The 22,042-nt window shown below is 64.4% G+C and carries 19 protein-coding genes; 7 read left to right on the top strand and 12 right to left on the bottom strand.

Translation table 11 applies throughout. The features are described 5' to 3' along the window. Positions 1-15: 15 nt before the first annotated feature. On the top strand, positions 16-687 hold the full coding sequence (locus tag BJP06_RS04000; RefSeq protein WP_143110532.1) for a hypothetical protein: 672 nt from the start codon (positions 16-18) through the stop codon (positions 685-687). Here the strand turns inward: BJP06_RS04000 and BJP06_RS03995 are convergent. Further along, positions 684-1,772 (bottom strand): PDZ domain-containing protein, encoded by a 1,089-nt coding sequence (locus tag BJP06_RS03995; RefSeq protein ID WP_071572940.1) that lies wholly within the window; start codon positions 1,770-1,772, stop codon positions 684-686. The two genes, BJP06_RS04000 and BJP06_RS03995, sit on opposite strands and share 4 nt — an antisense overlap. Before the next feature lie 93 nt (positions 1,773-1,865). Here BJP06_RS03995 and BJP06_RS03990 point away from each other — a divergent pair, with 93 nt between their 5' ends. After that, on the top strand, positions 1,866-3,260 hold the full coding sequence (locus BJP06_RS03990) for a zinc-dependent metalloprotease (protein WP_071572888.1): 1,395 nt from the start codon (positions 1,866-1,868) through the stop codon (positions 3,258-3,260). On the opposite strand, the gene BJP06_RS03985 is transcribed toward BJP06_RS03990, so the two are convergent. Continuing rightward, complete coding sequence (locus tag BJP06_RS03985; RefSeq protein WP_071572887.1) at positions 3,257-3,766, bottom strand: M48 family metallopeptidase; 510 nt, start codon at positions 3,764-3,766, stop codon at positions 3,257-3,259. The two genes, BJP06_RS03990 and BJP06_RS03985, sit on opposite strands and share 4 nt — an antisense overlap. A 55-nt stretch (positions 3,767-3,821) precedes the next feature. Here BJP06_RS03985 and BJP06_RS03980 point away from each other — a divergent pair, with 55 nt between their 5' ends. Further along, positions 3,822-4,661: a hypothetical protein gene (locus BJP06_RS03980; RefSeq protein WP_071572886.1), complete on the top strand. Its 840-nt coding sequence runs from the start codon at positions 3,822-3,824 to the stop codon at positions 4,659-4,661. A gap of 14 nt (positions 4,662-4,675) precedes the next feature. Here the strand turns inward: BJP06_RS03980 and BJP06_RS03975 are convergent, their stop codons facing one another. The 8 genes from BJP06_RS03975 to BJP06_RS03940 are packed head-to-tail and all read right to left on the bottom strand — an operon-like array spanning position 4,676 to position 16,998. Continuing rightward, positions 4,676-6,724 (bottom strand): ATP-dependent DNA helicase UvrD2, encoded by a 2,049-nt coding sequence (locus BJP06_RS03975; RefSeq protein WP_071572885.1) that lies wholly within the window; start codon positions 6,722-6,724, stop codon positions 4,676-4,678. After that, positions 6,725-7,486, bottom strand: a complete 762-nt coding sequence (locus BJP06_RS03970; protein WP_071572884.1) for an NAD(+) diphosphatase — start codon at positions 7,484-7,486, stop codon at positions 6,725-6,727. 7 nt (positions 7,487-7,493) lie between these two features. Then, on the bottom strand, positions 7,494-8,591 hold the full coding sequence (locus tag BJP06_RS03965) for a TrkA family potassium uptake protein (protein WP_176754828.1): 1,098 nt from the start codon (positions 8,589-8,591) through the stop codon (positions 7,494-7,496). A 10-nt stretch (positions 8,592-8,601) separates the two neighbouring features. Then, on the bottom strand, positions 8,602-11,901 hold the full coding sequence (locus tag BJP06_RS03960) for an ATP-dependent helicase (RefSeq protein ID WP_071572883.1): 3,300 nt from the start codon (positions 11,899-11,901) through the stop codon (positions 8,602-8,604). Then, positions 11,894-14,956 (bottom strand): ATP-dependent DNA helicase, encoded by a 3,063-nt coding sequence (locus BJP06_RS03955; protein ID WP_071572882.1) that lies wholly within the window; start codon positions 14,954-14,956, stop codon positions 11,894-11,896. Before BJP06_RS03955 ends, BJP06_RS03960 begins: the two co-directional genes overlap by 8 nt. An 18-nt stretch (positions 14,957-14,974) precedes the next feature. Continuing rightward, a complete protein-coding gene (locus BJP06_RS03950) occupies positions 14,975-15,718 on the bottom strand; it encodes a hypothetical protein (RefSeq protein ID WP_071572881.1) in 744 nt (247 codons plus the stop codon). A gap of 54 nt (positions 15,719-15,772) precedes the next feature. Beyond that, positions 15,773-16,723, bottom strand: coding sequence for a DUF3152 domain-containing protein (locus BJP06_RS03945; RefSeq protein WP_083329465.1), 951 nt, complete (start codon positions 16,721-16,723; stop codon positions 15,773-15,775). Positions 16,724-16,743: 20 nt separating this feature from the next. Continuing rightward, positions 16,744-16,998, bottom strand: a complete 255-nt coding sequence (locus BJP06_RS03940) for a DUF3107 domain-containing protein (RefSeq protein ID WP_353935606.1) — start codon at positions 16,996-16,998, stop codon at positions 16,744-16,746. 48 nt (positions 16,999-17,046) lie between these two features. Between BJP06_RS03940 and BJP06_RS03935 the strand changes: the two genes are divergently transcribed. Both BJP06_RS03935 and BJP06_RS03930 read left to right on the top strand, forming a co-directional pair. Beyond that, positions 17,047-18,372: a DEAD/DEAH box helicase gene (locus BJP06_RS03935; protein ID WP_071572880.1), complete on the top strand. Its 1,326-nt coding sequence runs from the start codon at positions 17,047-17,049 to the stop codon at positions 18,370-18,372. Beyond that, complete coding sequence (locus tag BJP06_RS03930) at positions 18,369-19,580, top strand: hypothetical protein (RefSeq protein ID WP_071572879.1); 1,212 nt, start codon at positions 18,369-18,371, stop codon at positions 19,578-19,580. Before BJP06_RS03935 ends, BJP06_RS03930 begins: the two co-directional genes overlap by 4 nt. A 49-nt stretch (positions 19,581-19,629) precedes the next feature. Here BJP06_RS03930 and BJP06_RS03925 read toward each other — a convergent pair whose 3' ends face one another. Then, positions 19,630-20,085, bottom strand: a complete 456-nt coding sequence (locus tag BJP06_RS03925) for a hypothetical protein (RefSeq protein WP_252932065.1) — start codon at positions 20,083-20,085, stop codon at positions 19,630-19,632. A 465-nt stretch (positions 20,086-20,550) separates the two neighbouring features. Between BJP06_RS03925 and BJP06_RS03920 the strand changes: the two genes are divergently transcribed. Together BJP06_RS03920 and BJP06_RS12415 are read left to right on the top strand one after the other, a co-directional pair. Beyond that, the gene (locus tag BJP06_RS03920; RefSeq protein WP_070362936.1) at positions 20,551-20,814 is read left to right on the top strand and encodes a WhiB family transcriptional regulator; all 264 of its coding nucleotides are present in this window, start codon (positions 20,551-20,553) and stop codon (positions 20,812-20,814) included. Positions 20,815-20,946: 132 nt separating this feature from the next. Continuing rightward, positions 20,947-21,021 (top strand): 50S ribosomal protein bL37, encoded by a 75-nt coding sequence (locus BJP06_RS12415; RefSeq protein WP_100227335.1) that lies wholly within the window; start codon positions 20,947-20,949, stop codon positions 21,019-21,021. Between the two features lie 437 nt (positions 21,022-21,458). Here BJP06_RS12415 and BJP06_RS12035 read toward each other — a convergent pair. Further along, positions 21,459-22,042 (bottom strand): LEA type 2 family protein (locus BJP06_RS12035; protein ID WP_218161313.1); only part of this gene is annotated, 584 nt, incomplete at its 5' end.

The raw sequence follows: 22,042 nt of genomic DNA, 5'->3' as shown, positions 1-22,042 counted from the left end.
TTAAAGGAGCACAAGGTGGCTACATTTTCGAACGTTTGGCGTCGGCGCGTCGGTACGCCAGCGGTGCTGGCGATGGCGCTGGTGGTAGCCACCGCGTGCGGTGGCAAGGACGAGCCGTCGGAAGATCCGACCACGACGGAGGCGCCGACCACCTCCGCTGAGACCACGGAGTCGCCTTCGCCGTCGGAGTCTGAGTCTGAGTCCGCGGAGGCTACGACGGAGGGGACGTCGACAAGCACCACGAGCAGCGCAAAGAAGGACGATAACGGCGTTGCCGAGGTCGCCAAGCAGTTCTCGACGCTCGCTCCGCCCGAGTTCTTCGAGAAGCTGGACAGCTGCACCCCGACCGGCCTGCCAGACGCATTCGACTGCAGCAGCTCCGAGATGGGCCAGTTCCAGTTCATGGAGTCTGAATCCGTCGCCACCACGAGTACGCAGGTGCTCACCGAGCTGCGCTCGAGCGAGGTCGTGGAGGACACCGGCCGTTTCGTGGTCGGCTGGTCCACGGTTGGGTCCTCCGCCGTGGTGACCGTCATTGATAATGACAAGGGCCAGATTATGAAGCAGCTGCTCACCATGGACCGCGAAGGCCCGCGCGAACACATCTACAAGCTCGGGCTGGCGAAGCGCCCGGAGGGCGCCACCACCCCTGCGGAGGCAACCACCTCCACCGAGTCTGAGTCCTAGCTGCAGCTGCGCACCGGCTGGCCGTGGGCGAACGCGTCCATGGCCTTCACGGCGTCATCAAGCGTTTTGACTGCCGCGACCTGCATCTCCCCGCTGTCCGTGCGCATGACTTCCGCGCAGTTGCCCTCGGGCGCGAGGAAAAGCTCCGCGCCTGCGTCGCGGGCACCTGCGATCTTATGGGAGATGCCACCGATCGGGCCGACCTCCCCCGACTCATCAATCGTGCCGGTTCCGGCCACGAACTTCCCGCCGTTGAGCAGGCCCGGCGACAGCTTATCGATCACCGCCAGCGAGAACATCATCCCGGCACTCGGCCCGCCCACATCGTTAAGGTTGTAGGTCACCTGCACGCCGTCGGCCGGAGCGGACGTCATCAAGATCCCCAACATGGGCACCTTCTTATCCTCCGGATTCGCGCCGAGGGTGATCTCCTCCGTGTGCGGCGCACCGTCACGCAGCACGTCGACGCTGAGCCGGTCGCCGGGGGCGTGCTCGCGCACTATCTGCTGCACCTCCCGTGGCTGCGAGACGTCCTTGCCCCCGACCCTCGTGATGGTGTCTCCTGCCTGCAGCGCACCGCCTGCGGCGCTGCCCTCCATCACCTCGTGGACCACCACCGTGGTCGGGCGTCCAAGGTAGTGCATCGCGGCGATCGTGGCCGCCGACTCCGAGGCAACGAATGCCTCCTGGTTGCGCTGCTTCATCTCCTCCTGGTTCGTGTTCGGAGGCATGATCTGTTCCAGCGGCACGATCGTGTCATCCGTGGTGATCCAGCGGGTCAGCGCCTGCACCAGCGTCATGTTGGTGCGCACGGACACCGTAGTCATGTTGAGGTTGCCCTCTGTTTTATCGGAGTCCGCTCCATCAATCTCCACGACGGGCACGCCCTCAACATCGCCGAGCGTGTTAAACGTAGGCCCCGGGCCCTGCGCCGCGTACGGCACGGCCAGGGAGATATCGGTGCCGGGAATGTGGTCGAGGCTCAGCGCCGCGGCCAGCACCCCAAGCGGGATGGCGCCCCACACAATCGTGGCGAGGCGGCGGCTGCGCGGCTGTGCCTGTGCTTGTTCTTGCTCGGCGTTCATCACGCCCACAAATCTTAGATGTTCGCCCACAGCGTTGCGATTTTCCAGCTTGCAGCCGACACAACCTGCGCACACGACTGTAGGGTGGTGCCTATGAGTAATGGATTCGGATTTACCTTCCCCAACAACGACAACGACGGTGACAACGGTGACGACGAGCGTCGCAACCAGCAGAACAACCCGTTCGCCGCGTTCGGGTTCGGGGGCAACGTTGGCGGTGGCCAAGGTGGCTTGGGCGATATTTTGAACCAGTTCGGGCAGATGCTCTCCGGCATGGGCTCGACGATGAACGCCCGCACAGAGGGCGAGTCCGTGAACTTCGAAATGGCGCTGCGCATGGCACGCCAGCACGTCGGCGACAAGGCTGCGGTCTCCGCGGGGGATCGCACCGCGGTTGAGGAGTCTGTACGCCTCGCCGACCTTTGGCTTGACGACGCCACTACGCTTCCTTCCGCGAACGCCCAGCCGCGCACGTGGAATGCGGACGACTGGCTGGTTGAGACCATGCCGATGTGGAAGCGCCTGGTCAACCCCGTTGCGGAGCAGATGAACCGCGCACAGCGAGACACCATGCCTGCCGAGGCCCGCGAGATGATGGGCCCGATGGTCGGCATGATGGAGCAGATGAACGCCATGAACTTCGGCGTCAAGCTCGGCCACGCCCTCGGCGACCTTGCCGAGCAAGCCCTGACCGGCTCCGACTTCGGCCTGCCCGTCGCCCCCGCAGGCGTGACGGCCATCTTGCCGAAGAACGTCACCGCCGCCGCCAAGGGCCTCGAGATCCCCGGCCAGGAGGTCCTGGTCTACATCGTGGCCCGCGAGGCCGCCCGCCAGCGCCTGTTCAAGCACGTGCCGTGGCTCGTCGAGCGCCTCGTCTCCTCCGTTGAGGAATACGCGGCAGGCCTGGAGATCGATACCTCCCAGCTGGAGGAGATGGCCCGCGGCCTGAACCTGGAAAGCGGCGACCCGCAGGCCATCCAGGAGGCGCTGCAGCAGCTTGAGGGCGCGGACCTCTCCCCGCGCGTGACCTCCCGCAACGCGTCCGCAACCGCCCGCCTGGAGACGCTGCTCGCGCTCGTCGAGGGCTGGGTCGACGTTGTCACCGACGCTTCCCTGGCAGACCGCATCCCGTCGACGCCGCAGCTCGCCGAGGCGTGGAACCGCCGCCGCGCAACTGGTGGCTCCGCCGAGCGCGCGTTCGCGAACGTCGTCGGCATCGAGCTGGGCGCCCCGAAGGTCCGCGAGGCCGCTGAGCTGTGGCGCCGCGTCGAAACCGCCGTGGGTCAGGTCCGCCGCGACCAGATTTGGGACCACCCGGACTTCCTGCCGGCCCCTGAGCACCTGTCCAACCCGGCGGCGTTCATCGACACCCTGCTGGACGATTCCTCCGACGACAACTTCGACGAAGAGTTCGCCCGCCTGGAAGAGGAGCTGCGCAACAATCCCGAACTCAAGCGCGACGACGAGGACGGCTCCGACGAGGACTAGCCTTCTCCGCCGAACCGCTGGTAGGCCTCAAGGTAGCCCTTCGCGCGTTCCGCGAGGGGCGCTTTGTCTGCCCACTCCCAGAACGTCGGCCCGTGCCCCGGAATAAAGGTGTGCGTCAGCTCGTGCACGATCACCGCGTCGAGCACGTAGCCCGGCACGTGCTGCAGCCTGTCACTAATCCGAATCGTGCCCGTTGACGGGGTGCAGCTTCCCCACCGCTTCGTCTGGTTCGACACCCACCGTATCGAGCCCACTTTCGCCCGCCCCTCAAGCACCTGCTCGTTGAGCGCCTCCGCGCGGGCTTGAAGGTCGGCGTCGCTGACGTGCTGGTGGCGAGTCTTCTTCCGGATCTTTAGCAGCATCTCGGCCACCGCCTCGCGCTCCTCGCGCTCGCTGAACCGGGCTGGGATGCGTACTTCCACGACGCCGTCGATAAGCCGGGCCTGCACTGTGCGCGTGCGCCGCGGCGAGCGAATCACCCGATACTCAAACTCCGACTCTTGCATGCCGAAGATTGTATGCTGTACAACCGACACAGCTTAAGGGGCATGAGGGGGAAGCATGTGTAACCAGTCGGATACTGTCATTGCGCTGGCCATGGGGGTACAGATACTCAGCAGGGGCCCGCACGCGCTGCAATTCGGGCTCGACGCCACACGCAGCGGCATCATCGAAGTCGGCGACGCCCGCGCAGTCGCCGCGGTGCTCGACTCGCTGTCCACACCGAAGCCCCTCCCCGAGGCGGTTCGTCGGCTGGCGGTTTCCATGGACGCGGATGCCGCGCGCAGCCTCATCCAGGACCTCATCGCCTACCGCGTCCTCGTCGAAGTTTCACGCCGCGAGGTCCTCCTGGTTGGCACCTCAACACTGGCGAACACGCTGGCAGAAACACTGCGCGCCAGCGGCATCCACGTGCGCTTCCCCGAGCCCACCCAGCCACTGTCCCGCTTTCTTTTCGACGCCCCTTCGCCCCTCCCGCTCATCATCGTCGACCAGGCGCACCGCACCCGGGCGCTTGCCGCGTACACCCGGCACCGCACCGGCCCCGTGCTTCCGGTCCTGCAGATCGACACCCGCGTCCTCATCGGCCCCTACACCGTCGGTGTGGAAGGCCCGTGCCTGATCTGCCGCGAACACTACCTGCTTGAGCGCGACCCACAGTGGGCAGCGATCGCCGCTGCGGCACCCGCCGGCGTGCGCAACCCGGACCCGGTCGTAATCCAGGCAGGCGTGGCCGCCGCAGCAACCATGACCAGGCGGATCTGCCAGCTGCCGGACCCGCCGGGCGTATCCGCCCCGGACCCCCGCACCGGCGACACCCTGCTTGTGGACCCCTTCAACCGCACCCCACTCAAGACGCTTCACCTGCAGCCACACCCCGACTGCCCGCTGTGCTTCTAGGTGGTTTGTCGCGGCTAGCGGAACTCCGCCAACGTTTCCAGAACCTCGGCGCCGTAGCGCTCCACCTTCACCGGACCCACCCCCGACACGGCGAGCAGGCCCTGCTCGTCCTCCGGCATAGTCTCCGCGATGGCGAGCAGGGTGGCGTCGGAAAACACCATGTAAGCGGGCTGCTTCGCCGCGCGCGACGTTTTGAGCCGCCAGCGCTTCAGCGCCTGGTAGACGTCCTCGTCGATGTCGGCGTCGCAATCCTGGTGCCGACCGAGCGCCTTGTCCGCCGGCGCGAAGAGCACGTTGCCGCACACCCGGCACCGGCGGGTCTGCTTCAGCCGCTGCGGGGTTTCCTCCGCCTCAAGCTCGGGCACCAGCCCGTCCAGGAAACGCGAGCGCGACCGCGACTTCCTGCCGCCCTCCTGCCTGGCCAGCGCCCACGATAACTGCAGGTGCTCCCGGGCGCGCGTCACGCCGACGTAGAAGAGCCTGCGCTCCTCCTCGATGTTCTCGTCGCCCGCCTTGATCGCGTGCGAGATCGGCAGCGTATTTTCCACCAGGCCCACGAGGAAGACCGCGTCCCACTCCAGGCCCTTCGCCGCGTGCAAGCTGGCGAGCGTGACCCCATCAATCGCCGGTGGTTGCTTCGCCTCCGCGCGCTGACGCAGCGAACGCAGTACGTCTTCCAGGCTCGAGGCCTCCTTGGTATGCACGATCTCCTCGATGAGGTCCACAAGTGCGCGCAGCCCCTGCCAGCGCTCCCGGGCCTGAGCGCCTTCCGGCTCCGTCGGCGTCAACCCGAGCGGCGCGAACGCCGCCTTGGCCACCACCACCGGGTCATCCGGCAAGTCGTGGCGTCTGGTTGCCGCGACGAGCGCCTGCAGCGCCTCGCGGATCTCGCCGCGTTGGAAGAAACCTTCCCCACCGCGCACCTGGTAGACGATGCCCGCATCCGCGAGCGCAGCTTCAAACGCCGCCGACTGCGCATTAATCCGGTACAGCACCGCGATCTCCTTGGCAGGTACCCCGGAATCGATCAGGCGCTGTACCGCCGCGGCGACCTCGCGGGCCTCCGTCGGCTCGTCGTCGTAGGCGTGGAACGTCGGCTGCGGTCCGGACTCTCGCATACCGATCAGCTCAAGCCTGGTCCCCGCGGCCCTGCCCGTCGCGCGCGAGATGACCGCGTTTGCCAGCTCGGTGATTTCGGGCGTCGAGCGGTAGTCGCGCTGCAGTTTCACCACCGTGCCGTGCTCGTAAGTGCGCGAAAAGTTCAGCAGGTAGTCCGGGGTCGCGCCGGTAAAGGAGTAAATCGTCTGGTTCGCATCCCCCACCACCGTCAGGTCATCGCGCTGCCCAAGCCAGCCCTCCAGCACGCGCTGCTGCAGCGGAGTCACGTCCTGGTACTCGTCAACCACGAAGGACTGGTACTGGGAGCGGAACTCCTCCGCCACCGCGGGCGCGTTCTCCAGGGCACCCGCGACGTGCAGGAGCAAGTCGTCGAAGTCGATGAGCATGCCTTCCGGGCTCGTCTTCGCTTCCTCGTACAGCCGGTAGACCTCCGCGACCTTCTTCGGATCCGTCGGCGGAGTTCGGTTGGTATCCGCGATGCGGTCCACGTAGTCCTGCGCGCCGATCACGCTCGCCTTCGCCCACTCAATCTCGCTCAGTAGGTCGCGGACCATCTCCTTATCTGACTCCAGCCCGGCTGCGCGAGCCGCCCTCCCCACCAGCGGGAACTTGTTGTCCAGCAGCCGCCACGGCAGATCCCCCGCAATCTGCGGCCAGAAGTAGCGCAGCTGCCGCATCGCCGCCGAGTGGAACGTGCGCGCCTGCACGCCGCCAATGCCCATCGTGCGCAGACGGTCGCGCATCTCCCCTGCCGCACGCTGCGTAAACGTCACCGCCAGCACCCGGTTCGGGCTCACCGTGCCCTGGTCAATCATGTGCGCGATGCGGTACGTAATCGTGCGCGTCTTACCCGTCCCGGCGCCGGCCAGGATGCACACCGGGCCACGAGGAGCGGTCGCTGCAATCCGCTGATCCTCATCCAGCAAGCTCAGATCTACAGCCACTTACGTTCCTCTCCGTTCCTCGTTGAACTCTCCACGAGCCCATTGGTCAATCATCCGCCGCGCAATCGTCCCCGGCAGCGCCAGCGTGACAGTGCCCAGCTCGTCGCGGCGCAGCCAGCGCAGCTGCGTCAGCTCCCCATCCAAGGGGCCCACAGCATCAACATCACTTGTCGACGCCACCATCCCCAACATCAGCGCACCCGACAGCGCCCACGGCTGCGACCCAACATAGCGCACGCCCCCGACACGACGCCCCGTTTCCTCCCACACCTCACGGGCGAAGGCATCCTCGATGGTCTCACCGACGTCGATGTAGCCCGCGATCAGCGTGAAGTAGCCCGGGCGGCGCGCATTCTCCCCCAGCAAAATCCGCTCCCCGTCCGTCGACTGCACCACCCCGATCACCGACGGGTCAATGCGCGGAAACAACGGCTTCCCGCTGGCGCCACGCGCAACGATGCCCGCCTCGCCCCAGGCGACTTCGCTGCCGTCGCGCGGGTCGAAGCGCAGCTGGCGCTGGTTACGCAGCAGACCGAACCCGCGTGCAACCAGATACTCGCTTGCGTGGCTGCGGCAAGTGCCGAAGCGCTCGCCCAATGCCTCAAGCTGCGCCTCGCTCACCAGCACCGCCCACACATCGTCGCCGACGTGCACCGTGTTCTCGGCGTGGGGTTGGGCGGAGTGGGCGTCGAAAAGCGTGGGCGTGCCATCGGCTCCAAGCACAAACCTGCCGGCGGCATCGAAGGCAATGAACCGCTTCATAGGCCGCCTACTCCGTCGGGCGCGTGCGCTCAGTCAGCGGGGTCGGCTGCGTCATCTGCACGAACAGCAGCCGGTCGCCGGGCTCAACCGTCTCGGCCTCCGGGGCGTCAATGCGGTAGAGCTCGCCGGAGCGCACCACACCCAGCACAATGTCGGCGAGGTGACGCGGGTTCGCCCCGACCTCGTCGTCCGCGATCGGACGCTCCGCAACCGCGAAGCCCTCGTCCGGGCTGAGCAGGTCCTCCATCATCTCCACCACAGGTGGCGTGACCGTCGCAATGCCCAGCAGGCGGCCCGCCGTTTCAGAGGAGACCACCACCGAGTCCGCGCCCGACTGCATCAGCAAGTGCTGATTCTCACTCTCACGGACGCTGGCAACGATCATGGCGCTCGGCGCCAACTCACGAACAGACAGCGTGACCAACACCGCGGTATCGTCCGAGGACGGCGCCACCACAACTGAGCGCGCACGCGCCACACCCGCGACCTTCAGTACGCTCGAGCGAGTGCCGTTGCCGTGGACGGTGACAAGGCCGCGCTTCTCGGCGTTCGACAGCACCACGGCGTCATCATCAACAACAACGATGTTGCCCGGCGCGGTACCGCCCGCGAGCAGCGCATCCACCGCGGACCTGCCCTTCGTGCCGTAGCCGATAACGATGGTGTGATTGCGCACTGTTCTCCTCCATTGCTGAATCTGTAGCGTCTTGCGGGAATCCTCCGTCAACACCGACAACGTCGTACCGACCAAGAGCATCAGGAATGCCACACGGCACGGCGTGATGACCAAGATATTCATCAGGCGCGCGCTTTGCGTCACCGGCGTGATGTCGCCGTAGCCGGTCGTTGAGAGCGAAACCGCCGAATAGTACAGGGCGTCGATAAAGGTCAGTGGCTCGGTGTACCCCTCTTTGTCGAAGTAGACCACCGTCGCCACGGCCAACACCAACATGGCCGCGTAGCCGAAGCGCCTTGCCATCAACGCCCATGGAGTGGTGCGTTCCGCCGACGGAATCCGAACGACATCCAGCAGGGTGTGCACCGGTATTTCCGACGGATCCGCATCCGCACGGAACCGGTCACTCCATGACAACGCAAACGGCAGTTTCACTCCGCTATCCTTCCTCGCTACTACGGCGTGAAACTGTACCGGAAGTTGCGCCGTTTGCTGCATCTTCCAACAACTTCGTCAGCTGCTGCGCATCCGGAAGCTCCGTCGCGGTGAAGTCCTTTCCGTCGCGGACATAGAAGAACACGGCCTTCACTGGGCGGCCGTCGTTAGCGATTCGCTTCCACGCCTCCGTGTACACGGCAAGCTGCAGCTTCGCTGCCTCCATCGCCGCACCCACCGGGCGGTTGCCGGTCTTCCAGTCCACCACGACCCAGCCGTCGCCGTCCGCAAAGACCGCGTCCATGCGGCCGCGCACCACCGCCTTGCCGAGCGCCAGCTCAAACGGGCACTCCACGTGCGTCGGCGTCTTCGACGCCCAGTGGCTGCTCTCGAAGTTGGCTTTCAGTCGCTTGAGCGTCGAGGGATCTACCTCAAACTCGCCCATGCCCGGCAGCTCGTCCTCAGTGAGCAGCGGGTGCGCACCGTAGAAATCCTCGATCCACTCGTGGAATGCGGTGCCGCGCTTCGCGTACTGGTTCGGCTTGAACGGCACCGGGCGACGTGCCCGGCGCGCGAACTGTTCCACGTCCGCCTGCATGGCCACCACATCCGAGGCGGTCAGCTCACCAGGCAGCATGACGGGCACGTCCGGCGACTGCGCCGCCTTGTGCTCCTCAATGAGCGCGGTGGCGTCGCGCTCCCACAGCTCGTAGAGTTCGCCGGCCGCGGGCGCGATTTCAGTCTCGAGCGCGCCCCTGACCAGCTCACTCGGGCGAGTGGCCTGACTACTGGCAGCGTGCGCCGCTTCGTAGGACTGCACAGGCCACGTGCCGACGGCCACCTCCGGCTGCTGTACCGTTTTCTCCGCATCCTCGTCCTCGACCTGCTCCGGCAGCTCGAGGCCCTCGAACGCCGCGAAGTGCTCGTACGGCCCGTTCGTATTCTTTTTGCCGCCCAGAGAGATGTTCGACCCGGTAAGCAACAGCCTGTTTTCCGTACGTGTGATAGCCACGTAGAACAGGCGCGCCTGCTCCTCAGCGAGATCCTCGCCGATGTGCTTGCGCCACGCATTGGCAGCGTTCTTAAACTGCGTGCGGTGCTCTACCTCTGCGAACTCCTCGTAGATGTCCGGGTCACCGAACGTCTCAGGCTGCAGGAATGGGATCTGGGCGAGGAAGGTCTCAATCTTTGAGCTGTAGGTGTCCTTATCCGCGTGCAACACAGCGACGGTATCCCACTCCAGGCCCTTCGCCTTGTGCACCGTCAAGATCTGCACGCGGTCCCCGCGCACGGTGACGTTGCCCGGCGCAAGCCCGTCCTCCTGCTGCTTCGCCAACTCGAAGTAGTCCAGCAGCGCTTCCACGCTCGTGCCCGGGTACTCCTCGACGTAGTGCAGCAGCTGGTCCAAGTGCACCGTGCCTGCCGACGAGCGCCGCGCCAGCACCTCAACGCGAATACCGAAGACCTCGATGATGTCCGCGAACAAGTCACTGAGCCGCTTGCCCAGCGAATTGCGCCGCAGCTGTCGCAGCCGCGACGCCAGCAGCTGCAGGCGCTTGTAGCCTTCCTCGCTGTAGCGCTCTGGCTCGCCCAGGTCCGCCACCGCGTCCGCCAGGCCCGCGGGCTTCGCCGACTGCATCTTCAGCGCCTCCGCCTCGAGTGCAAGCTGCGTCAGCTCCTCGATGAGGCGCTCCTCCGGGTCCGCGGGCACTGGCCTGGCTGCTTCCTCCTCCGCGACCGGGCCGTCCGCGCGGGCTTGCAGGTTCTTGGCACGTGCGGCGAGCGCCTCCATATCCGCTAGCCCGAGCCCGACCGACGGCCCACCCAGCACGCGCAGTGCCGCCTCAGAATCCTCGGGGCGGACCAACATCGTGGCCACAGCCAACGTGTCCTGCACCTCCGGGGTATCCAGCAGGCCGCCGAGCCCCACGATCTCATACGGCACACCACGGGCCTCAAGCGCCTGGGCGATCGGCTGCGCATGCCTGTTCTTCCTGGTCAGCACCGCGGCCGAGAGCTTACCGCCCTGCTCAAACTGCTGCTGCAGCGCGTCGGCAACGAACTCAATTTCTTCCTCCTCCCGCTGGAAGAACTGCATCTCCACGTCGCCTGCCGCAGCGTCCTTGCGTGGCTCCAGAGGCGCGACGGCACGATCTTCCCCGCTGCCAAGGATCGCGGTGGAGACCTGGTTCGCCATCTCAAGCACCTTGCTCGGGTTACGCCAGGAGATGGTGAGCTGCTTCTTCTGCGCCGGCACACCGCCCGCGGCAGGGAAATCCTCCACGAATGCCGCGAGGTTTTCCGACGTCGCCCCGCGCCAGCCGTAGATTGCCTGCATCGGGTCGCCCACCGCAGTCACCGTCAACGTGGGGTCCTGGCCCTCGCCAAACAGGCTGCGCAGCAACACTCGTTGCGAATGCGAGGTGTCCTGGTACTCGTCGAGCATGACCACGCGGTACTTCTGCCGCTGCGCAGCACCGACGGACGCGTGCTGCTCCGCGAGCGTGGCCGCAATGTTCATTTGCTCGTTGAACGTGACCACACCACGCTCACGCAGCGCCGCGTTAAGCTCCTCAACCAGCGGCAACATCAACTGGCGCTGGCGCTGCTTGTTGCGCCACCCCGTCATGGTCTTGCAGAATTCGGTTTTGCTCCGCGGCGACTTCGGTAGCGATTCCGTCTCTTTCAGGAAGATCTCCGCGGCCTCGTAAATATCGTTTGGGTCTGCCAGGGCGTTGCCCATCGCCGTGGTGAGCTTCAGTAGGTCCTCCACCACTGTGCTCATCGCGGGGGCAGGGGCACCTTCCGCGATGAGTGGTTTGTTGTAATTGCTCACGACTTCGACGGCGATCGCATGCAGCTCAGCCTGCGTAATCAGGCGCGCGTCCGGCTCTACCGGGACGAGCAGCCCGTAGTCGCGAACGAGCTCGCCCGCGTACGAGTCGTACGTAGCAACAGTCGGCGCGATAACCTCCAGGCTTTCCGCCAGCGCGCCCGAAGGATCGAGCTCCCGTACGAGCTCCCGGTGACGAGCCAACGCCTGCAGCCGGTTCCGGATCCGCTGCCCCAGCTCGCGGGCCGCCTTGCGGGTAAACGTCAAGCCGAGGACTTCCTCCGGCCGCACATACCCGTTGGCGACGAGCCATACCACGCGGTCCGCCATCGTCTTCGTCTTGCCCGCGCCAGCACCGGCCACGACCAGCATCGGCCCCGGCTCGGCACCAATCACGTCGGCCTGCTGGCTACTAGGGGGAAATGCGTCCCCGAGCGCCTGGAAGAGTTCCTGGGGTGTGAAATCAGCCATTGTAAATCATCGTCCCTTCGATCTGGACCGGGCACAGCGCGCGCACAGCGCAGTAATCGCAGTGCTTGCCCGCCTGCGCTTCGAGTTGCGGCCCTGTTGTCTTGCCGGGCAGCGGTGCAATGAGTTCGGTGAAGTACTCGAGTTCTTCCTCTTCTTTGCGCGGTTGCTCGCGCGTGGTTGCGGCGTTCGTTCCGTGCTTCGAGTACACGAGCGCCGCCCCACCAACGTCCAGGCCCTCTTGCCCATCGGTGGACGTCACAACGCGAAGATCGTCGCCCTCACCGATGAGTTGCCCATGGCTCAGCGCAAGCTGGTACGCCATAAGCTGCTCGCACTCCTTCGCGCTATCTACGGAGAGCATCGTCGAGCCAGTCTTCAGGTCAACGATGTGCACGCTGCCGCTTTCTTCCTTATCCAGCCGGTCGGCTCGCCCGCGGATATGGACGTCTTCTGCGACCTGGACGGAGATCGGCACCTCCATGCCCACAACCTCGAACTTCTTCGCGCGATTTTCCCACCACTTGTTGGTTCGCTCCAGCATCGCCTCGAAGTCGCGGACTTGGGCCTCGGCCTGCCACGCGGGGGCGTCAACAATCGCGCGGTACGTGGCCAGCGTGTGCATCCGCGCCTGCTCTTCCGGCACGCCTCGGCCGAGCGCCTCGAAGTAGGCGTGCACGATCGATCCGATCACCATCGGCATCGAGCTATCAAAACCGAGAGTGCGCTCGAGCACCGAGCTCATCGGGCACTTCAACAGCGCCTCAATCCTCGACGGCGACAGCGAACGTTGCCCTTCAACGGGCTCATTCGTCGAAGGCTCCGTGGTAGTCCACCACTGCTCCGGGTCCGCAAGCGGCACCCCGGCCTCCACCAGCCGCGCAATCTGGCGCGCGGCCTGGCGCCGGTCTGCCTCCGTACTGTGTTCCTCGTCCGCGAGTGTGCGGCGTAACTCCCCCAGGAAATCATCGCGGGACAGTACGCGCACAACCGTAGCCTCCGCACCGTCATCCCCAGCCACGGCGTCCTCCGCGGACAGCGTCACCAGCTGCGGGGATATGCCGGTTTCCTCGCAGAGCTCCTCAATGAACCGGGACGGCTCGATGACCTCCTCGCCGTCAGTCTGGTCGACTGCCGTGACCAGGACGCGCTCCGTCGCGCGGGTCAACGCCACGTGGAACAGGCGACGCTCCTCCTCGAGGCGCTCACGCAAGTGCGACACCGGGGTGGCGGGATCCACGTCGTGGTCAACCAGGTCCACCAGATCCTGCTGGCCGAAAATCGAGCCGGTCTCGCCAAGGCTCGGCCACTCGAGGTCCTGCACACCAGCAACGACAACACGGCTAAACTGCCTGCCCACCGCGCCGTGCGCGGTCAACAGCGCCACTGCGTCCGGCGTGGCCGCTCGGCGATCGCGCACACCGGTGGGCAGTTCCTGCTCCAACATGCTGTTCACGAACAGCTCGAGCCCACCCTGCGTTTTACGCTCGGTGAAGTCACCGGCGGCGTCGAATAACGCCATGACCGCATCCAGATCCCGGTCAGCCTGCGAGCCCGTCGTGCCGCCCCGAAGCGCAACCGCAGTGAGGTGATCTGCCAAACCCGTGGCGTTCCACAGCGCCCACAACACCTCCTCGACGCTGCCGTCAGCGTCGTAGACCTCCCTGGCGGCATCCAACACCTGGCGGATGCGGTGCAGCATCTGCAGCTCACGGTCAGTGAGTACCTCGCCGAAATCCGGCAGCTCTGCCTTGGAAACAACAAGGTCACGCAGCGTTTCCTCCGCACGCGCCTCTGGTTTCCAACGCCGCAGGCCGCGCAACAGGCGGCGCAGCGTCACCGGGTCCGTACCACCGATGGGCCCAAGCAGCAGGTCACGCCACTGCTCAACCGTCAGCGGTGTGTACAGCGACTGCAACCCAAGCAGCAGCGAGGCAACAATGCGTTGCTCGCTGAGCACCACATCCGTCGGATTCAGGGCTACCGGCACGCCCGCGTGCAACAGCGCGCGGCGGAATGGCTCAATCATCCCTGACGAACGCACAATGACCGCCATATCCCGAAACGCGACCTCCTCCTCGAGGTGCGCGCGACGAAGTGCGTCCGCCACCGCCGCGAGCTGCGCCGTCGGCGTCTGCGCTAGCGCCACCGAGACCTCCGGCGCACGCCGCGTCTGCCCCAAGTCAATCACCGTGTGCTCAAGGCCCCCCAGCGTGGCAAAGAACTCCGGGCTTGCCCCGCGGAACTGGTAGACGGACTGATCCAAGTCACCACCCACAACCCCGAGTGTGGCCCCCTGCAGCAGGCGCTGCACGAACTTTGCCGCCGCGGGCGAGAGATGCTGGGCGTCGTCCACAATCACGGTGTGCCACGTCCGTCCCAACGGCACGTCGAGCGCCCTGGCAATCAGCTCGGATGCCGAGTAACGCACCGTCCCGGTCAGCGCCATGACCTGCTGGTATTCCTCCAAAAAGTCGCCGGCCGCGCTCCAAATCCCCTGCCCGTAGCGGGCTCCGAGCACCTTGAGCTGCTCAGCGTCCAGCCCGCGCTCGATCGCGCGCAGCAAAAAGTCACGCAGCTGGCGCGCAAAGCCCACCATCGGCAATGCCGGGCGCAGCTCCGCAGGCCAGCTCCCCCGGCCATCCTCAACATGCCCCTGCAGCAATTGGCGGATGACCGCGTCCTGCTCCGCGCCAGAAATCAGGCGCAGCTGTTCCTGCTGCTCCCGCAGCACGGCAAACGCCAGGGAGTGCACAGAGCGCACCATCGGGCCGTCGGCAACAAAGTCAGTATCAGCGAGCCGCTCCGAAATCTCCGCCCTGATCCGCGCGGCGGACTCCTTCGAATCCGTCAAGAACAAGACGCCCTCCGCGTCCGACTGCCGCTTCGCCGACGCCACAAACGTATCGATGAGAAAGCTGGTCACCCCCGAACCCGCCTGGCCGGTTACCTTCCATAACCCCTCGGTGGGAAGTGGCTGCGACCACGCTCTATCGTGCGCTTGGTGTTCGCGCGGGACTAAAAACGCGCGGGGTGTGGTGGACTGCTGGTCATTCATGCCCACCATTGTGGCATGTTAGCGGGACATAAGGAGCTCGGAAACCTCCGAAAACTTCGAACGCGCGTTCGCATTCTGGAACGTTCCGTCGTGCTGCGCCATCCGCATCCGGAAATCCAACGCGCGCCCCGCCAGGAACACAAGGTCCGGAATGTGGGACCAGCGCTCCACGATTCGCGGATCGACAGCCCCGGCGAGCAAGGCGTCGACAATTACGACGGCAGCCGAATACCCCCTCGGGCGAAGCCGCGCCGAAGGTACAAGATCCGTCAGCACGGGCGCGGCGTAGCCCGAAAACAGCGTGTGGGAGAGCACATCCACGTGCGCCACACACAGCCCCTCAGCACTGGCATCCTCGTGCCCCTTCCACGCGCCGCGATCCGCCTCTGCGATCACGTCAGAGCTATCGCGTTCGGGCAGCTCCTGCGCCACCTCGGCCTGCTGCAGCGCGCGCTCCAGCGCAAGCGCCGCCGCCACAGCCTCATCCACGCGGGCCGCCGGCGCACCCGGCGAGAACTCGTTGGCCACGAAGCCAGCCACCACGAAGCGCCCGTCCGTCGCACGCACCGGACGCGCAACGTGCACCCCCTCAAGGTGGTCAGCGATGCGCTCACGCACCTTGCCCGACCACGCCGCCGTCGGCGCAGCCTGCGAAATCACAATGCGCCCAAATTTCTTCGCCTCACCCCAGGCAGCATCAGGTGTCGACGCCGCCTCCCCATCAACCTGAAACGCCGACAACACATGCTCGGGAATAGTCACAGCGCAGCTCGCCTTCCTCTCGTCGCCTGTTTATAACTACAACAACTACAGCACTTACAACACTGCCGGGCGCGGGTACGGCCACGGGTTCGACCTGCAGGTGTCCTGGTTATCCGGGTACACCTCTTCCTTATCAAAGGAGTACAGCTGCGCATTGTTCAAGCTCAGCGTCTGCTGCATCATCACCGGCGCCAGCACGCCATTTTCCGGGCACGGCTCGTGGTGCGCGAAGCCGAGCGCATGGCCAACCTCGTGATTGATCAGGTACTGGCGGTAGCGGCCCAGATCCCCCTCATACGGCGCAGCACCCCGGACCCAGCGGGCCTCGTTCAAAATGACCGTGTCCTCGCCGGTCACGCGAGTGCGGCAGCTGGTCTCCATTTCAAGGTGCACGCCGCACAGCTCTCGCGTTGTCGCCGCGGACGCGAGCCGAATCTTCAGCGATGGCTCATCGGCCGCCGTGACGTGTTCAAACCGGAAGCGCGGGTCGTTGGTCCAGCCACGGGGGTCGCTCAAGGTGGCGTCGACAAGCGCGGCGACAGCCTCATTGCCCCCGTACAGTGCCGTGTCGAGCCCATGCTCCACCTCAACAACGAAGCGAACCGTGAGCTCATCCCCCTTGCCAGCCTGCATCCCAGGGTGGCCAACCTCGTAGAAGGTGCCTTCCCCAGTCTCCGTGAACGGACCTCCCGGCGGCAACTGCAGTACGTCCTGCTGGCCTTCCGGCAGCACACTCACCGTGCGCGAGGCCTCGTCACCGTCAGGCTGCTCGACCGCGCTGTCACCAGCGCTTCCCGCAAACACCTCCCCATCGGGGTTTTGCAGCATGTTCACAATCACGAACACCGTCAGCACAGCCAACACCGGAATCGCGTAGGCGCGCCACCCGTACTCGCGGGCGAAGCGCACAAGCCGACCCTCCGCTTCCGGGTCTACCGCGGTGAACTCACCGTCGTCCTCAAAGTCCCAATCCTCGAAAACGTCGGTGTCGTGATTGTTCTTCATGGTCGTAAATGTAGCGGGTTTTAACGCATGAACCCAACGGAACGAGCCTGCGCAGAGCCAAGCTCAACGTACGCAATCTTCTCGGTGCGCACCAAGTACTTCTTACCCTTGTCATCCTCCAACGTCACCGTCGGGGTCTGATCCTCAATCGCCTGCTTCACCGTATTGAGCACATCCTCATGCCCCTCAGCAATCGCGATGGAGAGCTCACGTGCGGTGTCTGCAAGACCGATCTTGATATCCATATGTTCGTTTCCGTCCTTATCGTTGTTCATCTTCACGGATGTCAATCCATTGTAACGGCCTACAGCTAAGATGAGGGCGTGTCCAAATCAGCTGCTAGAGAACAGTCACCCGATTTTCATGAGCTAGGGGTCGCCGCCGAACTCATCGATGCCCTCGAGGAGCTCGATATCCATCGCACATTTTCCATCCAGGAACTTGCGATCCCCCTCGCGCTCGACGGCCGCGACATCATCGGCCAAGCCCGCACGGGAATGGGCAAAACCTACGGCTTCGGCATCCCGTTGCTCGACCGAGTATTTGACGACGCCACCATCGCCGAACTCGACGGCACACCCCGCGCCCTCGTGGTCGTCCCCACCCGCGAGCTCGCCGTGCAGGTCGGCGACGACCTGGAGCGGGCAGCGAAGTACACCCCGGTGCGCGTCGCCACCATCTACGGCGGGCGGCCCTACCAGGAGCAGATCGACGCACTACACAAGGGCGTCGACGTCGTCGTGGGCACGCCCGGCCGCCTCATCGACCTCTACCACCAGGGCGAACTGCAGCTCGACCACGTGGCGATCCTCGTCCTCGACGAAGCCGACGAGATGCTCGACATGGGCTTTTTGCCCGACATCGAAACGCTGTGGTCCGCCCTGCCTGACCAACTGCAAACGATGCTGTTCTCCGCGACCATGCCCGGCCAGATCCTGCAGCTGGCGCGCTCCAAGATGAACACGCCGATCCACATCCGCGCCGAGCAAGGCGAGGAAGCCGCCTCCACCCACGAAAGCACCAAACAGGTCGTGTTCTACGCCCACCACATGGACAAACCCGAGGTGCTCGCGCGCGTCCTGCAGGCCAACGGCCGCGGCAAAACCATCATCTTCACCCGCACGAAGCGCTCCGCCGCGCGCGTCGCCGACGACCTCGGCCAGCGCGGCTTCTCCGTCGGCGCCGTCCACGGCGACCTTGGGCAGGGTGCGCGCGAGGCCTCCCTGAACGCTTTCCGCGAAGGGGACGTCGAAATCCTCGTCGCCACGGATGTTGCAGCACGCGGCATCGACGTCGACGACGTCACCCACGTGATCAACTACCAAGTCCCCGACGACCCAATGACCTACGTCCACCGCATCGGCCGCACCGGGCGCGCAGGCCACTCCGGCACCGCCGTGACCATGGCCGACCTCGACGAAACAGCGAAATGGGAAGCAATCAACGAGGAACTTTCCCTCGACAAGCCCCAGCCCCCAACGTGGTTTTCCACCTCCGAAGAGCTCTTCGAGGCCCTGGACATTCCGGACTCGGCTTTATCCACGGTGGGCAAACCGCGTAAAGTGCTCGGAGCACGCCCGCAACGCTCGGGCGAGAGAACACCCTCCACGAGACGTGGAACGAACCGCTCAGGAAGGAAACGGCGTTGAGTCAGCCCCTACGTCGCACCCGCAACGACTTGATCGCGACCGCAGTCATCACCGCGATCGCGATCATCCTCCTTGCCATCGCGTTTTTCACCGCACCGATCCGCAGCTCTCACCTGGAGCCGGCGGCGGAGGAATATGAGAACGCGGGACGCCTCGCCGTCGTCCCCTCGAAGGTCGAGGAAGCCTTCCGCCTTCCGGACACCTCCCCCGGCGTCCAACCCGTGATCGCTGCAGGCATGATCATCACCTACAACGACGGCACCATCACCGCAACCACGCCGGCCGGCGACACCGCCTGGACCTACAAACGCCCGAACGAGCTATGCCTGCTCGGCCATGCGTGGGACAAGATCGTCGCAGCGTACCGCGACAATGCTGGCTGTGGGGACGTCGTCACGATTAACGCGCTCACCGGCGAGTACGCGGGCACACGCTCCGCCATCGCACCCGAGGTAATTACGCGAGTGCAGTCCAACGACCGCGTCGGCTACGTCAGCTCCCACCGCGTCGAGTTGTGGCGCTCCGACATGGTCAAGACCGTCGAATACGGCTACAACGAGGCCCCGCAGGAGCCGGACATGCAGCCAGAGTCCTGCACCATCAACTCCGCGCTGACCCGCACCGACCTGCTGGCGACCACGGAGTACTGCGACGACGGCCCCAAGCTCAAGTTCCAGAACACCACCCCCGAGGACTCCCGTGAGCCCGAGATGTACGAAAGCGTCGACATCTCCGAGAACGCCTACCTCGTCGCGGTGTCCCAGGACGCGGCCGCGATCTACGACCCAGACAGCCACAAAGTCCGCACCTACGACAAGGACGGCAACGACCTCGCCGCCTCCGAAATCCCGCCACTGGATGGCCCGCAGAAGATCGACCAAATTGTCGACGTCCTCCCCGTCGCCGACTTACCCCACCACATGACGTACCACGAAGGCGACACCCTGCTGCTCATGGAACCCTCCCGCCTGAGCGTTACCGGCGTGTTCCAGGGCGCGCTTGGCACCGGCTTCCCCGCCGGCGAGCGCCTGCTCTACGCCTCCGACACCGGCATCGCCGTCGCCAACTGGGACGACAACAAGGTGGAGAAGATCATCCCCGTCGATCGTGGCGGATACACCGGCCCCGTTTACATCGACTCCGCCGGCACCACGATCGTAGAAAAGCGCGGCGAGGAGATCGTCGTTCTCAACACGAACCTCTCCTAACGCCGCGCACCCCGACCCCGCGCCCGTCGCTAGTTAGCTGTTAGCTCTGTTAGCGGCGGGCCTTTTTCAGTTCATACATCGCCTCTTGGTAGGCCGCTGACGCCGGGTGGAACACCGTAATCAACACGAGCACCGCCGAAAGCGCCGTCGCCGCACTGAGTAGGTGCGCGCCCCCGAGGAACATATAAAACGCCACACCGAGCAGGATCGCCTCGATGAGCACGATCGCGCCCGAGCCCCTTGGCCGTCCCCGCAGCGTCGAGATAGCCACAAACGCGACAAAACCGAAGACGATGGCAAGGAACACCGCCGTGCCCAACGCCACGTAATGGCTTGCTTCCGCGCTCGATTCAATGCTGCTATCGCTAATGCCTTCAATCTGGGCGTAGATCAGCATGATGATGTAGCCGAGCATCGCCAAGCACTGCAGCAACACGACGACCGCTCCGAACCGCAGCATGCCCGGAACGCCAGTGTGGGCCAATGAGTTTTCTTTGCTGTTCACACAACGGAGTCTAATGATCAGGGGCAGATTCCGACACCAATTGCGGTTTGGGCAATTGACGATTTGACCTTAGCGAACACATATGTCAGCTAATTCTTTTCTTATATATGCAGCTCAGGGAGCTAAGAGCGTTCTATCACAGGAAACTCACACCACATATGAGCGGCAACAATGAATACAATCCATATGATTCCAATCACACTTTTGCCCAGAACCCTAGCGGAACGGCGAAATACATGCCATCATTTTCGAGTAGCAAAAATTACGGGCTGGTGTCACAGCCCTTAACCCTAAGTCACCACAGGGTTAACGCCAGGTCTGGAAGTGGAGTCCCGCACGATGCGGAGCACTCGCCCGGGCAATGGAATCAAACTTAGTTTGCAACACGCCCCAAAAGGGTTGTGAATGTGGTGCGCAAAAAATACATAGTCACGAAACATTTTTGATCTTGAAGGAGTACTTATTATGGATTGGCGCCACGAAGCCGTTTGCCGCGACGAAGACCCAGAACTCTTCTTCCCTGTCGGCAACTCCGGCCCTGCACTCGCTCAGATCGCCGAAGCCAAGCTTGTTTGCAACCGCTGCCCAGTCACTTCCCACTGCATGAAGTGGGCACTGGAGACCGGCCAGGACGCCGGCGTCTGGGGCGGCCTCTCCGAGGAAGAGCGTCGCGCCCTGAAGCGCCGCAACAAGGCCCGCGCACGCAACCGCGCACGCCTGTCGGCATAGCCTCCTTAGGCTTTTGCCGGTGCCTCTCGCAGAATTTCCTCGGGGGATTTCACCACACTGCGGCAACAACGATAAACTGAATACTTCGTAACTAGGTTTGCACCTAATTCATCGCATTTTAAAGGAGGCACCATGAGCAAGCGTGGCCGTAAGCGTAAGGACCGTCGCAAGAAGAGCGCGAACCGCGGTAAGCGTCCAAACGCATAAGAACGCGAACACTCCCCATCGGCAAGGACCTTGAGCCCACCCGGTGGGGAGTTTTTCGTGCCCTGGTCCGCTGGCATTGCGGGGTGTTTTGGTTGCCTGTGTGGTGGCTGGGCACCACATTCCTACCGCATGCAGACGCGACCAGCAAGCTCTCGCAACGACGGGCCTCAAAACCCGGAATTAGGTGCGCCACCTGCTGATGCCCCGCGCGCCACTAGAAAATAGTTCCCACGCCCGGGAACCATTTTGTGTCTGGGGCCGGTTCCGGTCGACCAGCACCGGCGTTTCTCCAAGTCGCGACGACTGTCTACGAAGATTGTTCCCGGTTTCACTGATCTTCGGGGAACTATCCCGAACCCCGCACAACAACAAAGAAGGGGCCTGTGCCACCAGGAACACTCCCGGTATCACAAGCCCCACGGCCCACTACCCTTTGTTTAGAAGTGCAGACCACCAGACATCGCAGCAGCAACACCACCACCAATTAACAGCAGCAGCACCACAATCGGAGCAACAATCGCCGCGATATTCGTCTCACCAGCAGGCGCACCACTTACATCACCAGCACTCGGTGCTGGACGCTGCGTGGTCAACTGCGAAGACTCATGCTTACCAGCCTTCGCCGTCGTCGTCGGGGCAGCCTGCGCATCCGGCTTCGGCGCACGCGATGCACCAGCCATCGCCTCACCATCAGCATCCGCATCCATGACCGCGGCAACATCAAACCGGCCAGCAAAGGCTTGGGAGCCATCCTCATTGACCACACGCACATCCAACGGCAACGACGATGTCTTGACCACACCCACCGTCACCGGCAACTCCACCGTCGCCTCTCCTTGACCAGCAACCGTGACAACCTGCTCGGCCTTCCCAGACGGGTAGATCACCTCAAGGCGCATCCGGGCCGCATCCAACCCAGGATTTTGAACCTTCAAGCTCACCGTATTCTCACCACGGTGAAGCTCAGGGTCACCTACAACAGCAACCTTCGCGCTGCCCTGCGCGGCCTCAGCTTGCTGCA

The sequence above is a fragment of the Corynebacterium sp. NML120713 genome (genome assembly GCF_001875735.1).
Lineage (GTDB): Bacteria > Actinomycetota > Actinomycetes > Mycobacteriales > Mycobacteriaceae > Corynebacterium > Corynebacterium pseudogenitalium.
This window is presented reverse-complemented; position numbering and strand designations above follow the sequence as displayed.